Source organism: Clostridium neonatale (genome assembly GCF_001458595.1).
GTDB lineage: Bacteria > Bacillota > Clostridia > Clostridiales > Clostridiaceae > Clostridium > Clostridium neonatale.
In genome coordinates this window covers 275,564-289,336 of the sequence record NZ_LN890326.1, presented here as the reverse complement: position 1 = coordinate 289,336, position 13,773 = coordinate 275,564, and the positions used below count along the sequence as shown (strand labels likewise).

Genomic DNA, 13,773 nt, shown 5'->3' with positions numbered 1-13,773 from the left:
TATAATTGGTATATCAAGGAATAGCATAAAATGAACGCTCACATAGCTCAGTAGGCAGAGCGTCGCCTTGGTAAGGCGGAGGTCGTCGGTTCAATCCCGATTGTGAGCTCCAAATAAAATAAAAAAACACTAGGCAAAGTTTATTACATGATTTAAGGGAGGAATTTAACAATGGCAAAGGAAAAGTTCGAGAGAAGTAAGCCACATGTTAACATTGGAACAATCGGTCACGTAGACCACGGTAAGACAACATTAACAGCAGCTATAACAACTGTATTAGCAAACAGAGGATATGCAGAAGCGTTTAACTATGCTGATATAGATAAAGCGCCAGAAGAAAAAGAAAGAGGAATTACAATCAATACAGCTCACGTTGAGTATGAAACAGAAAACAGACACTATGCTCACGTAGACTGTCCAGGACATGCTGACTATGTTAAGAACATGATTACAGGAGCTGCACAAATGGATGGAGCTATCTTAGTTGTATCAGCAGCAGATGGTCCAATGCCACAAACAAGAGAACATATCTTATTAGGATCAAGAGTTGGTATAGAATACATAGTAGTATTCTTAAACAAAGCAGATATGGTAGATGATCCAGAATTATTAGAATTAGTTGAAATGGAAGTAAGAGAATTATTAAGTGAATATGACTTCCCAGGTGATGATATTCCAGTAATAACAGGATCAGCATTAAAAGCATTAGAAAATCCAACAGATGAAGAAGCTATCAAACCAATATTAGATTTAATGGATGCAGTAGATAGTTATATTCCAACACCAGAAAGAGCTACAGATAAACCATTCTTAATGCCAGTTGAAGATGTATTTACAATCACTGGTAGAGGAACAGTTGCAACAGGAAGAGTTGAAGCTGGGGTTCTTCATGTTGGAGATGAAATAGATATCGTTGGATTACAAGAAGAAAAGAAGAAGACAGTAGTAACTGGAATCGAAATGTTCAGAAAGTTATTAGACGAAGCGCAAGCAGGAGATAATATCGGAGCATTATTAAGAGGTATTCAAAGAACTGAAATCGAAAGAGGTCAAGTTTTAGCAAAACCAAACTCAGTACATCCACATACTAAGTTCGTAGGTCAAGTATACGTACTTAAAAAAGAAGAAGGTGGAAGACATACTCCATTCTTCGATGGATATAGACCACAATTCTATTTCAGAACAACTGACGTTACTGGTTCAATCAAATTACCAGATGGAATGGAAATGGTAATGCCAGGAGACCACATTGACATGAATGTTGAATTAATCACTCCAATCGCAATGGATGAAGGATTAAGATTCGCTATCAGAGAAGGTGGAAGAACTGTAGGTTCTGGAGTTGTTACTAGTATAGTTGAATAATATTAATTATTCTTTAAATAAATAGGACTAAGTTATTTAACTTAGTCCTATTTAAAGGTGATTGACAATAAAGATCTTGTATGATATTTTATATAAGTGAAATTAAAAGTAAGTCTTTTCAACAAAAACAAAAGATAAGATCTTTTGTTTAATATATATGAAATATATGAAACTGGAGGTGCAGTCATGAGAACAAAGATAACTTTAGCATGCACAGAGTGTAAACAAAGAAATTATGATTCAATGAAGAACAAGAAAAATGATCCAGATAGATTAGAAATGAGAAAATATTGTAAATTCTGCAAAAAACACACTCTTCATAGAGAAACAAAATAGTTAGCCTAAAATGACATATGCTTATTAAAATTAAGGATGTGATAGTATGTCAGATAAAAATAATGTGAAAACTGGAAAGGCTGTTCAAAAGAGTAGTTTGTTTAGTTTTTTTAGAGAGGTTAAGGCTGAGGTGAAAAAAATAACTTGGCCTTCAAAGAATGAGACAAAGAAAGCATTAATTGCAGTTTTAATATTCACTGTAATATACATAGTATTAGTTGGTGGATTTGATTTTATTTTCAAGAGCCTCTTTGAAATGATTTTAAAATTAAAATAATAAGGAGGTTTGGCAATATTCATTGTTGCTGAAATGACTATGAGTGAAAGAGCAAGATGGTATGTAGTACATACATACTCTGGATATGAAAATAAGGTTAAAGCAAATCTAGAAAAAGCAATTGAAAACAGAAATCTTGAATCTCTTATCCATGATATACAAGTACCAATGGAAGAAGTGGTTGAAGAAAAAGATGGTAAGCGCAAAGTCTCATTAAAGAAAAAATTTCCTGGATATGTGCTAGTTAAGATGATAATGGGTGATGAAGCTTGGTACGTTGTAAGAAATACAAGAGGTGTAACAGGATTTGTCGGTCCAGGATCAAAACCAGTTCCTCTATCAGATGATGAAGTTCAATCAATGGGAGTGGTAGAAACTACTATTGATATAGATTTAGAAATAGGGGAAAATATAAGAATTATCTCAGGACCGTTAAGAGATTCCATAGCTATAATACAAGAGATAATTTTAGAGAAACATAAAGTTAAGGCTTTAGTAGAAATGTTTGGCAGAGAAACTCTTGCCGAATTAGATTTTAATCAAGTTGAAAAATTAGTTTAATGTAAACTGATTTAATAAAGTGGGAGAACGAAAAGTTCGCATATACCACAGTAATAGGAGGAATAACAAAAATGGCTAAGAAAGTAACTGGAATGATTAAACTTCAACTTCAAGCAGGTAAGGCAACACCAGCTCCACCAGTTGGTCCAGCTTTAGGTCAACATGGTGTAAATATAATGGGATTCTGTAAGGAGTTTAATGCTAAAACAGCAAACCAAGCAGGATTAATAATACCAGTAGTTATAACAGTTTACCAAGATAGATCTTTTAGTTTTATATTAAAAACACCTCCAGCTGCAGTTCTAATTAAGAAAGAATTAGGATTAGAAAGCGGATCAGGGGTTCCTAATAAAACTAAGGTTGGTAAGTTAACTCAAGATCAACTTAAAAAAATAGCAGAAACTAAGATGCCGGATTTAAATGCTGCTAACGTTGAATCAGCAATGAGAATGATTGCTGGAACAGCTAGAAGTATGGGCGTAACTATTGAAGAGTAATTCGTAAAATTAAGTGGGAGGTAAAAACCGTTATTACCACGGAGGAGGAAAAGAAATGGGAAAAAAATACATTGAAAGTGCAAAGCTTATAGATAAAAGTACACTATATAGTTCTAATGAGGCATTAGATCTTGTTTTAAAGACTGCAAAAGCTAATTTTGATGAAACAATTGAACTACATGTAAGACTTGGAGTAGATCCAAGGCATGCAGACCAACAAGTAAGAGGTGCTGTTGTTTTACCTAACGGAACAGGTAAAACTGTCAAAGTGCTTGTATTTGCAAAAGGTGCTAAAGCTGATGAAGCTAAAGCAGCTGGAGCAGATTTTGTTGGAGCAGAAGAATTAGTTCAAAAAATTCAAAGTGAAAATTGGTTCGACTATGATGTAGTTGTAGCAACTCCAGATATGATGGGGGTTGTTGGTAGAATCGGTAGGGTTTTAGGACCTAAAGGATTAATGCCAAACCCTAAATCAGGAACAGTAACATTTGATGTTACTAAAGCTATTGAAGATATAAAAGCTGGTAAGGTTGAATATAGAGTAGATAAAACTGCTATAGTTCACTGCCCTATTGGAAAGAAATCATTTGGAGTAGAGAAGTTAAAAGAAAACTTTAATGCTTTAATGGAAGCTTTAATCAAGGCTAAACCAGCAGCGGCTAAAGGACAATATGTAAAATCGGTATCAGTTTCAAGTACAATGGGACCAGGAGCTAAAATAAATCCAACAAAAGTTTTAGATTAGTATTGACTTAAAATAAGTTAAGTGATACAATATCAAATGTTGTTGAAAAAAGAATAAATTTTTCCGTAGACAGTAGGTGCGAAAGCATAAAAGGATAACTACCTACCGAGGTATATAATAATTAGTTATTATAGATCTTCCTGTCTGCGGGAAGATCTTTTTAAATAAATAAGCAGTTTAAAACTGTGAGGAGGTGGACCGCAGTGATAAATAAGAACAGACAACTTAAAGAAGCAAAAGTTGCAGAAATCAAAGAAAAGTTAGAAAAAGCTCAAGCGGTTGTTCTTGCTAAATATCAAGGATTAACTGTTGAAGAAGATACTTTACTAAGAAAGAATTTAAGAGAAGCTGGAATTGAATATAAAGTATATAAAAATACTTTAGTTACTTTAGCTGTTAAAGAATTAGGAATTGAAGGTTTTGATGAATATTTAGAAGGACCTGTGTCTATTGCGTTTGGATATGATGACGTAACAGCTCCTGCAAGAATATTAAATGATTTTGCAAAAGATCATAAAGCTTTAGAACTTAAAGCTGGTATCGTAGATGGAGAATTATATGATGCAGCAAAGATTCAACAACTTGCAACAATACCATCAAAAGAAGTTCTTATCGCAAAACTTCTTGGAAGTATCAAGTCTCCAATATCAAGCTTTGCACGTGTAATAAGTGCTATTGCTGATAGTAAGGGAACAGAATCTGCAGAATAATATTTGTGGAAAATAAAAAAATAATTTTATAAAAATTTTCGGAGGTGCTATTAAAATGACAAGAGAAGATATAATTCAAGCAATTAAAGAAATGAGCGTTTTAGAATTAAACGAATTAGTAAAGGCTTGTGAAGAAGAATTTGGAGTAAGTGCTGCTGCTGCTGTTGTAGCTGGTGGAGCTGTAGCTGGTGGAGCTGCTGCTGAAGAAAAATCAGAATTTGATGTAGTATTAGCTAGCGCTGGAGATAACAAAATAAAGGTTATCAAAGTTGTAAGAGAAATAACTGGATTAGGATTAAAAGAAGCTAAAGAAATAGTTGATGGAGCTCCTAAGACATTAAAAGAAGGCGTTGCTAAAGAAGAAGCAGAAGAAATGAAAGCTAAATTAGCTGAAGTTGGAGCTACTGTAGAATTTAAATAATAAAAAGGTGCTTTATGCACCTTTTTTGTTGGTTGTATAAAGCTATATATAATGTTTATTATACAAATTCATAGTAAATATTATATATAGCTTTATGACTAAATATTACATTTTAAATTGTGTTGACAATAAAAAAATCATATGATATTATAATATAATGTATTATTCACTATGGAATAATATATATTCTTAGTGGAAAAACAGAGTATAATTTGGTTATTAATGGTTATACTATAAAAAGACGCTGTCCGAAAGCAAAGTCCTTAGGGAAAGTATGCTTTTGGTTATTTTAGTTTATACAAGGGGTGAAAGTTCATGGTACATCCTGTCCAAGTTGGGAAAAGAACAAGAATGAGTTTCGGTAAGGTTAAAGATGTTACTGAAATGCCAAATCTAATTGAGGTTCAATTAGATTCATATCAATGGTTTCTAGATGAAGGATTACACGAAGTTTTTGAGGATATCAATCCGATAACAAATTTTACGGGTAATTTAGTTTTAGAATTTGTTGATTATAAACTTGATATGGAAAATATCAAATACTCAGTTGAAGAATGTAAAGAAAGAGATGCAACATATGCAGCTCCACTGAAAGTTTCAGTAAGACTTCAAAATAATGAAACTGGTGAAATAAAAGAACAAGAAGTGTTCATGGGAGATTTTCCTTTAATGACTGAACAAGGTACTTTTGTAATCAATGGTGCAGAAAGAGTTATAGTAAGTCAATTAGTAAGATCACCAGGCGTATATTATAATTACTCTATAGACAAGAGTGGTAAAAAATTATATTCTGCTACTGTAATTCCTAATAGGGGTGCATGGTTAGAGTATGAAACAGATTCAAATGATATAATCTATGTAAGAATAGATAAGACAAGAAAGCTACCAATCACTATATTAGCGAGAGCTATGGGTTTTGGCAGTGATCAAGAATTATTAGACTTTTTTGGAGAAGAAGAAAGACTTAGAGCTTCAATAGAAAAAGATAATACTAAGACTAAAGAAGAGGCATTGCTTGAAATATATAAAAGATTAAGACCAGGAGAGCCACCAACAGTTGATAGTGCTATATCTTTAATTGATACTCTATTTTTTGATGCAAAAAGATATGATTTATCTAGAGTAGGTAGATATAAATTTAATAGAAAGCTAGCATTAAATTTAAGAATAGCAAACCAAGTATCTGCAGGGGATATTGTTAATCCACAAACTGGAGAAATAATGGTTGAGAAAAATCAAAAAATTAGTAGGTTGATGGCTGAAGAAATACAAAATGCTGGTGTTAAATCTGTTGATCTATTAATAGAAGATAAGGTGGTTAGGGTAATAAGTAACCATTTTGTTGATATAAATAAACAAGTTTCATTTGATATTTCAGATTTAGGAATTAAAGAATTAGTACACTATCCAACATTAAGAGAAATATTAGATAACTTTTCTGATGAATCAACTATTAAAGAAGAGATAAAGAAGAATATTTCAAGACTTATTCCAAAACATATTATAAGAGATGATATTTTCGCAACTATTAGTTATGAACTAGGATTAGCATATGGAATAGGCTATGTTGATGATATAGACCATTTAGGAAATAGAAGATTAAGATCAGTTGGAGAATTATTACAAAATCAATTTAGAATTGGTTTATCAAGGATGGAAAGAGTAGTTAAAGAAAGAATGACTATTCAAGATCAAGAAGCAATAACTCCACAGATGTTAATAAATATAAGACCGGTGGCAGCAGCTATAAAAGAATTCTTTGGAAGCTCACAATTATCACAATTCATGGATCAAACAAATCCATTATCGGAATTAACTCATAAAAGAAGATTATCAGCATTAGGACCAGGGGGACTTTCAAGAGAAAGAGCAGGGTTTGAAGTTAGAGACGTTCACCATTCACATTATGGAAGAATGTGTCCTATAGAAACACCAGAAGGTCCGAATATAGGTCTTATTAATTCATTAGCTACTTTTGCTAAAGTCAATGAATATGGTTTTATAGAAACACCATATAGAATAGTTGATAAAGAACACGGTAGAGCTACAGATGAAATTAGATACTTTACTGCAGATGAAGAAGATCAGTTTTTAATAGCTCAAGCAAAAGAACCGCTAGATGAAGAAGGACATTTTATCGATAAAAAGGTTACAGTAAGACACTTAGAAGACGTGTTCGTAGTTCCGTCTACAGATGTAGATTTGATTGATGTATCTGCAAGACAGATGGTATCAGTTGCAACAGCTATGATTCCGTTCCTTGAAAATGATGATGCTACAAGAGCACTTATGGGATCAAACATGCAACGTCAAGCAGTTCCATTATTAAAGCCACAAGCACCAATAGTGGGTACTGGTATTGAGTATAAAGCAGCTGTAGATTCAGGAGTACTTCCTAAAGCGAAAAATGCAGGAATTGTTACATATGTATCTGGTTCTGAAATAAAAATTAAAAGAGATTCAGATGGTGGTATAGATGTATATAAACTATTAAAGTTTAAGAGAAGTAACTCAGGTACTTGTATTAATCAAAGGCCAATAGTAGATACAGGAGAAGTTGTATATAAGAATCAGGTTATTGCAGACGGTCCATCAACAGATTTAGGTGAAATTGCATTAGGTAGAAATATCAGAATGGGATTCATAACATGGGAAGGATATAACTACGAAGATGCTATGCTGATTTCTGAAGAATTAGTTAGAGAAGATATCTTTACTTCTATGCATATTGAAGAATATGAATGCGAAGCGAGAGATACGAAGCTAGGCCCAGAAGAAATAACAAGAGATATTCCAAATGTAAGCGATGATGCGCTTAAAGATGTGGATGAAAGAGGAATAATCAGAATAGGTGCTGAAGTAAGATCTGGAGATATATTAGTAGGTAAGGTTACACCAAAGGGCGAAACAGAATTAACAGCAGAAGAAAGATTGCTGAGAGCAATATTTGGAGAAAAAGCTAGAGAAGTAAGAGATACTTCATTAAGAGTGCCACATGGAGAAGCTGGTATAATTGTTGATATTAAAGTATTTACAAGAGAAAATGGAGATGAATTAAATCCAGGAGTTAATGAACTTGTAAGATGCTATATCGCACAAAAAAGAAAAATATCAGTTGGTGATAAGATGGCAGGACGTCATGGTAATAAAGGGGTTATATCAAGAGTTTTACCGGAAGAAGATATGCCGTTTTTACCAGATGGAAGACCACTTCAAATTTGCTTAAATCCGCTAGGAGTTCCTTCACGTATGAATATAGGGCAGGTGCTTGAAGTTCATTTAGGATGGGCAGCAAGCCATTTAGGTTGGCACATAGCAACACCAGTATTTGATGGAGCAACAGAAAGTGAAATTACAGAATGCTTAGAAAAGGCTGGATTTAATGCTAATGCTAAGACTATATTATATGACGGAAGAACAGGAGAGCCGTTTGATAATGAAGTAACTGTTGGAATAATGTATATCTTAAAGCTTCATCACTTAGTTGATGATAAGATACATGCTAGATCAACTGGACCATACTCTTTAGTTACGCAACAACCACTTGGAGGTAAAGCTCAATTTGGTGGGCAAAGATTTGGAGAAATGGAAGTTTGGGCACTTGAAGCATACGGCGCAGCACATACATTACAAGAAATTTTAACAGTTAAATCAGATGATGTTGTAGGTAGAGTTAAAACATATGAGGCTATAGTTAAAGGTGAAAATATACCAGAACCAGGTGTTCCGGAATCATTTAAAGTTCTTATAAAGGAACTTCAAGCTTTATGTCTTGATATAAAGGTTCTAAATGACTCGCATGAAGAAGTTAAATTAAAAGAGTTTACTGATGATGACATGGCAGATTTGGAAGTTAATATAGAGGGAACTGAAGAAAGTATTACTCCAGAACCGGAAATTATAAATGATGGCTATGATGAGACTAGGGAAGATGACCTTGATGATATTGATTATGACGAAAATGCAGATATCGAAGAACTAGATCAGCTAGATTTAGATGGATTTAATGATGAACACTAATTTTGAAGGGAGGATTTACCCTTGTTTGAATTAAATAATTTTGATGCAATACAAATTGGTTTAGCATCTCCAGAACAAATAAGAGAGTGGTCAAGAGGAGAAGTTAAAAAACCAGAAACAATTAATTACAGAACTTTAAAGCCAGAAAGAGATGGTTTATTCTGTGAAAGAATATTTGGACCAATGAAAGATTGGGAATGTCATTGTGGAAAATATAAGAGAGTTAGATATAAGGGAATAGTTTGTGATAGATGTGGAGTAGAAGTTACTAAGGCTAAGGTAAGAAGAGAAAGAATGGGGCACATTGAATTGGCTGCCCCTGTATCTCACATTTGGTACTTTAAAGGAATCCCATCAAGAATGGGATTGTTACTAGATATGTCACCAAGATCTTTAGAAAAAGTATTATATTTTGCTTCTTATATAGTTACAGATCCAAAAGAAACACCACTATTAAAGAAACAACTTCTTAATGAAAAAGAGTATAGAGAAGCTGTTGAAAAATATGGTGATGAAAGCTTTGAAGCTAGTATGGGTGCAGAAGCAATCCAAGAATTATTAAATGAGATTGACTTAGAATCAGCGTCAAAGGAACTAAAAGAAGAATTAAAACAGAGTACTGGTCAAAAAAAAGTAAGAATAATTAGAAGATTAGAAGTGGTAGAATCATTTAGAAAATCTGGGAATAAACCAGGGTGGATGGTTATAAGTGTTATACCAGTAATACCGCCAGATTTAAGACCAATGGTTCAACTAGATGGTGGAAGATTTGCTACTTCTGATTTAAATGATTTATATAGAAGAGTTATAAATAGAAATAACAGATTAAAGAAGTTATTAGATTTAGGAGCTCCTGATATAATTGTTAGAAATGAAAAAAGAATGCTTCAAGAGGCTGTAGATGCACTTATTGATAATGGTAGAAGAGGTAGGCCTGTAACAGGTCCGGGAAATAGACCTTTAAAATCTCTTTCTGATATGTTAAAAGGTAAGCAAGGAAGATTTAGACAAAACTTACTTGGTAAGAGAGTTGACTATTCGGGAAGATCAGTTATTGTTGTTGGTCCAGAATTAAAAATGTATCAATGCGGTCTTCCAAAAGAAATGGCTATAGAGTTATTTAAACCATTTGTTATGAAGAAACTAGTTCAAGATGGAATTGCTCATAATATTAAAAGTGCTAAGAGAATGGTTGAAAGAGTTCAACCACAAGTCTGGGATGTACTAGAAGAGGTTATTGCTGATCATCCAGTATTACTTAATCGTGCTCCTACACTGCATAGACTTGGAATTCAAGCATTTCAACCAGTCTTAGTAGAAGGTAAGGCAATAAAACTTCATCCATTATCTTGTACAGCATACAATGCTGACTTTGATGGTGACCAAATGGCTGTCCATCTTCCATTATCTGTTGAAGCACAAGCGGAAGCAAGGTTTTTAATGCTAGGTGCAAGCAATATATTAAAGCCATCAGATGGTAAACCGGTTTGTGTTCCTACACAAGATATGGTTCTTGGATCATATTACTTAACAATGGATAGAGATGGTGCTAAAGGAGAAGGAATGACTTTCTCTAGTGTAGATGAAGCTATAATGGCATATGAGACAAAGGCTATTAATATCCATGCAAAGATTAATGTAAAAGTAAGTAGAGAATTTGATGGAGTAAAACAATCAAGAATAATTAAAACTACAGTTGGTAAAATAATTTTCAATGAATCAATACCTCAAAATCTAGGATTAGTCGATAGAAGCAATGAAGAAACAAAATTTGATTTGGAAGTTGATTTCTTAGTAACTAAAAAATCATTAGGTAGAATTATAGATAATTGCTATATGAAGCATGGCCCAATAAAGACATCAGTGATGCTTGATAATATAAAAGCGCTAGGATATCATTATTCATCAATTGGAGCGGTAACAGTTGCGACATCGGATATTATAGTTCCAGATGCTAAATATGAATTACTTAAAGAAGCTGATGAAACAGTTGAAAAAATTGAAAAAATGTATAAGAGAGGATTCATATCTGATGACGAAAGATATGAAAGAGTTATTGAAAAGTGGACTCAAACAACTGAGGACATTGCGAATGCTTTAATGGACAGTCTTGATAAGTTTAATCCAATATATATGATGGCAGACTCAGGAGCGAGAGGTTCTAAGTCACAAATTAAGCAATTAGCTGGTATGAGAGGACTTATGGCGAGTCCATCTGGTAAAATCATAGAATTGCCAATCAAAGCATCATTCAAAGAAGGTTTGGATGTATTAGAATATTTCTTATCTACACATGGTGCTAGAAAAGGTAATGCTGATACTGCATTAAAAACAGCGGATTCAGGGTATTTAACAAGAAGGCTTGTTGATGTTTCTCAAGATGTAATTGTTAGAGAAGAAGACTGTGGAACTTCTGAAGGTCTTTATGTTACAGAAATCAAAGAAGGAAATGAAGTTATTGAGGAATTAAAAGAAAGACTAATTGGTAGATATACTGCTGAAGATGTTATAAACCCAGAAAATGGAGAAGTTGTAGTTCCTAGAAATGAATATATGGATATAGATGCAGCTGAAAAAATTACTTCGTTAGGAATTAAAAAAGTAAAAATAAGATCAGTATTTACATGTGATTGTAAAGTGGGTGTATGTTCAAGATGTTATGGTATGAACATGGCTACTGCTAAAAAGATTGATATAGGTGAAGCAGTTGGTATTATAGCAGCACAATCAATCGGAGAGCCAGGAACACAACTTACAATGAGAACATTCCATACAGGTGGAGTTGCTTCAGGTGCAGATATCACTCAAGGTTTACCTAGAGTTGAGGAGTTATTTGAGGCTAGAAAACCAAAAGGGCTTGCAATTGTATCAGAAATAGCAGGAAGTATTAAAATAGAAGAAACAAAGAAAAAGAGAATGGTTATAGTTATGAGTTCTGATGGAGAAGAACGTAGCTATGATATTCCATTTGGATCTAGATTAAGAGTAACTGAAGGTGACTATATAGAAGCAGGAGATGAAATAACAGAAGGCTCTGTTAATCCGCATGATATAATGAATATCAAAGGAATTGATGGTGCAAGAAGATATTTACTCTCAGAAGTTCAAAAAGTTTATAGATTACAAGGTGTTGATATTAATGATAAACATCTAGAAGTAGTTGTAAGACAAATGACAAGAAAAATAAAAGTTAGTGAATCTGGAGATACAGATCTTTTACCAGGAACAATGATAGATATGTTTGATTTCAAAGAAGAAAATGCTAGAGTTAGAGAATTTGGTGGAGAAGAAGCCAAAGGAGAAGAAACTCTTTTGGGAATTACTAAAGCAGCATTAGCAACAGATAGCTTCTTATCAGCAGCGTCATTCCAAGAAACAACAAGAGTATTAACAGAAGCAGCAATAAAAGGAAAAGTAGATCCATTAGTAGGCTTAAAAGAAAATGTTATAATTGGTAAACTTATTCCAGCTGGTACAGGAATGATGAGATATAGAAATCTTAACATAGAAGCAGCAGAGGAAGAATCTGTAGAAGAAATAGAAACAGTTTAATATTAGAAACTTATTGTGTTGACATGTGTATATTAAAATGATAAAATACAATTTGTGTGATTTACTCTATAAAATATACAGATATGTGTCAACACAATAAATAAGTTTCGTATATTTTATAAATTATTTACATAATTTAATATTGAAATTTTAAAATAATAGTAGATTACCCAATATTTAAAAATAAATTAGTTTTTATCTTTATTTATATAGATAAAATAAATTTCAGGAGGTGAAACAATGCCAACTATTAGCCAATTAGTAAGAAAAGGCAGAAAGACAACTATAGCTAAATCAACTGCACCAGCACTTAAAGAGTGTCCACAAAAAAGAGGGGTATGTACAGTAGTTAAAACAACAACTCCTAAGAAGCCTAACTCAGCTTTAAGAAAAATTGCCAGAGTTAGATTAACAAATGGATATGAAGTAACTGCATATATAGGTGGAGTTGGTCACAACTTACAAGAACATAGTGTTGTTCTTATAAGAGGTGGAAGAGTTAAGGACCTTCCTGGTGTTAGATACCATATTGTAAGAGGTGCGTTAGACTGTGCCGGAGTAGCTAACAGAATGCAAGGAAGATCTAAGTACGGTGCTAAGAAACCTAAGAAATAGGAATCTTAACTTATGATAGTGCTTATCTTCAACATAAATATTGAATTTAGTTAAGTTTATATATAGATGTAAAGATTAGCACTTTGCGGTATTAGAAAATAATGCCGAGTACCGATGAACTTAAATTCAAAATGTTAAGGAGGGAAGAAAAGTGCCAAGAAAAGGACATATTGCAAAAAGAGACGTATTACCAGATCCAGTTTATAACTCAAAGGTTGTTACTAAATTTATCAACAGCATAATGCTAGATGGTAAGAAAGGTGTAGCGCAAAAAATATGCTACGACGCTTTTGAATTAATAGCTCAAAGAACTGGAAAAGATGCTTTAGAAGTATTTGAAGAAGCTATGAACAATGTAATGCCATTATTAGAAGTAAAAGCTAGAAGAATAGGTGGTGCTACATATCAAGTTCCAATAGAAGTTAGACCAGAAAGAAGACAGACGTTAGGAATAAGATGGATGTTAATAGCGGCAAGAAAAAGAGGCGAAAAGCTTATGGCTGAAAGAGTTGCAGGAGAATTAATGGACGCATCTAATAACACAGGAGCAGCTGTTAAAAAGAGAGAAGATACTCATAAAATGGCTGAAGCTAATAAAGCATTCGCTCATTACAGATACTAATATATATATATCAAAACTGTTTTGGCTAATGCTAAGGCAGTTTTGTCAAATT

Annotated in this window: 12 protein-coding genes, 1 tRNA gene and 1 other annotated feature; all 13 genes read left to right on the top strand. The window is 33.2% G+C overall.

Annotation, left to right across the window (positions count from 1 at the left end; all coding sequences use genetic code 11):
• The first annotated feature begins 36 nt into the window (after positions 1-36).
• The 13 genes from BN2920_RS03310 (at position 37) to rpsG (ending at position 13,721) form a co-directional block, all read left to right on the top strand.
• Positions 37-112, top strand: a tRNA-Thr gene (locus BN2920_RS03310).
• Positions 113-171: 59 nt separating this feature from the next.
• Entirely contained in the window at positions 172-1,365 is a 1,194-nt protein-coding gene (gene tuf / locus BN2920_RS03305; protein ID WP_058293046.1) for an elongation factor Tu, read from the top strand.
• Between the two features lie 186 nt (positions 1,366-1,551).
• Complete coding sequence (rpmG, locus tag BN2920_RS03300) at positions 1,552-1,701, top strand: 50S ribosomal protein L33 (RefSeq protein WP_058293607.1); 150 nt, start codon at positions 1,552-1,554, stop codon at positions 1,699-1,701.
• Positions 1,702-1,747: 46 nt separating this feature from the next.
• Entirely contained in the window at positions 1,748-1,978 is a 231-nt protein-coding gene (secE, locus tag BN2920_RS03295; RefSeq protein WP_058293606.1) for a preprotein translocase subunit SecE, read from the top strand.
• A 39-nt stretch (positions 1,979-2,017) separates the two neighbouring features.
• On the top strand, positions 2,018-2,539 hold the full coding sequence (nusG, locus tag BN2920_RS03290) for a transcription termination/antitermination protein NusG (protein WP_058293644.1): 522 nt from the start codon (positions 2,018-2,020) through the stop codon (positions 2,537-2,539).
• A gap of 71 nt (positions 2,540-2,610) precedes the next feature.
• Entirely contained in the window at positions 2,611-3,036 is a 426-nt protein-coding gene (gene rplK, locus BN2920_RS03285) for a 50S ribosomal protein L11 (RefSeq protein ID WP_022743540.1), read from the top strand.
• A gap of 55 nt (positions 3,037-3,091) precedes the next feature.
• Positions 3,092-3,781, top strand: coding sequence for a 50S ribosomal protein L1 (rplA, locus tag BN2920_RS03280; protein WP_058293605.1), 690 nt, complete (start codon positions 3,092-3,094; stop codon positions 3,779-3,781).
• A 45-nt stretch (positions 3,782-3,826) separates the two neighbouring features.
• Positions 3,827-3,953, top strand: a sequence feature (ribosomal protein L10 leader region).
• A gap of 34 nt (positions 3,954-3,987) precedes the next feature.
• Complete coding sequence (rplJ, locus tag BN2920_RS03275) at positions 3,988-4,491, top strand: 50S ribosomal protein L10 (protein ID WP_058293643.1); 504 nt, start codon at positions 3,988-3,990, stop codon at positions 4,489-4,491.
• A gap of 55 nt (positions 4,492-4,546) precedes the next feature.
• Complete coding sequence (gene rplL, locus BN2920_RS03270; protein WP_058293604.1) at positions 4,547-4,912, top strand: 50S ribosomal protein L7/L12; 366 nt, start codon at positions 4,547-4,549, stop codon at positions 4,910-4,912.
• Between the two features lie 315 nt (positions 4,913-5,227).
• Entirely contained in the window at positions 5,228-8,932 is a 3,705-nt protein-coding gene (rpoB, locus tag BN2920_RS03265) for a DNA-directed RNA polymerase subunit beta (RefSeq protein WP_058293603.1), read from the top strand.
• 21 nt (positions 8,933-8,953) lie between these two features.
• The gene (gene rpoC, locus BN2920_RS03260; protein WP_058293602.1) at positions 8,954-12,484 is read left to right on the top strand and encodes a DNA-directed RNA polymerase subunit beta'; all 3,531 of its coding nucleotides are present in this window, start codon (positions 8,954-8,956) and stop codon (positions 12,482-12,484) included.
• A 240-nt stretch (positions 12,485-12,724) separates the two neighbouring features.
• Positions 12,725-13,099 carry a 30S ribosomal protein S12 gene (gene rpsL / locus BN2920_RS03255; RefSeq protein ID WP_058293601.1) on the top strand — a complete coding sequence of 125 codons (375 nt, stop codon included), beginning with the start codon at positions 12,725-12,727 and terminating at the stop codon, positions 13,097-13,099.
• A gap of 151 nt (positions 13,100-13,250) precedes the next feature.
• The gene (rpsG, locus tag BN2920_RS03250; protein ID WP_058293600.1) at positions 13,251-13,721 is read left to right on the top strand and encodes a 30S ribosomal protein S7; all 471 of its coding nucleotides are present in this window, start codon (positions 13,251-13,253) and stop codon (positions 13,719-13,721) included.
• Positions 13,722-13,773: the final 52 nt, after the last annotated feature.